This is a genomic window from Quyinboa mangrovi (assembly GCF_042219825.1).
GTDB lineage: Bacteria > Bacteroidota > Bacteroidia > Bacteroidales > UBA5342 > JBHJHP01.
On sequence record NZ_JBHJHQ010000051.1, the window covers coordinates 1 to 879 of the forward strand.

Below are 879 nucleotides of genomic sequence, written 5' to 3' on the forward strand. Positions count from 1 at the left end.
CGTTGTGCCCAAGTTTAAAAAAATGAAACGAATTTTTATAATACCAATATTACTCTACTTCGCTATTTGTACAAATGCGCAAAAATCATTGTACTCAGAGAATGACTTTAAATATATTGATGACATTTACTTAACTGAATATTTTTCGGTTGACAGTTTTCCTGACTTATTTAAATATATAATCCCTGCGTATCTAGATAGTTGGCGTGTTGATACTAACGATGTAACATTTACAAATGGTTATAAAGTTGACCTGAAAAAGTATCTATATGATTACAATTATTATTACTCTCCTAACGGAATTTTACCGGAATATATGCTACATTATAACTTTCATAATTTGAAGTTAGGAATACAGAAATATATTATAAAAATTGATATGGATGGTTATGGACAAATTATTGATATAAATATACCTAAACCTTTTGACTATAAATTATTAAACTATGATAAAGCTATAACTATCGCTGATTCAATATTTCAAATTCAAAATTTTCAGTACGACGAAAAATATGTTGACCTGAGATTTGACCGCAGTGAAAATGAATTGCTTTGGAAGTTCCATTATTCCATTGAAGATACGATTAAAGGTAGATTTAATGGGCAAGAATATGATTCTATTTTAAAGACTCGTAGCTTTAATATAGATATTTCTACAAAAAGACCAAATATGGTAAAAGCCTATAAAGACACCTTATCAATTGAACAGGAAATATTAGAAGAAGAATAGAAAAACCAGGGCACAACACGCGGTCATAGTGCATGGCAGTACTTTTAAACCAAATAATTCAACGTTCGCTGCCAGCTCTTTTCGTCCTGACAGTTCCTATCCTATCGGACAGAAACTGCCACGACACCATACCGCGGGAACGTTAGGTG

1 protein-coding gene is annotated in these 879 nt (G+C 31.4%); it reads left to right on the forward strand.

Annotation, left to right across the window (positions count from 1 at the left end; translation table 11 throughout):
• On the forward strand, positions 1-730 hold a 730-nt coding region (locus ACE1ET_RS20510; RefSeq protein ID WP_375730297.1), incomplete at its 5' end, for a hypothetical protein.
• Positions 731-879: the final 149 nt, after the last annotated feature.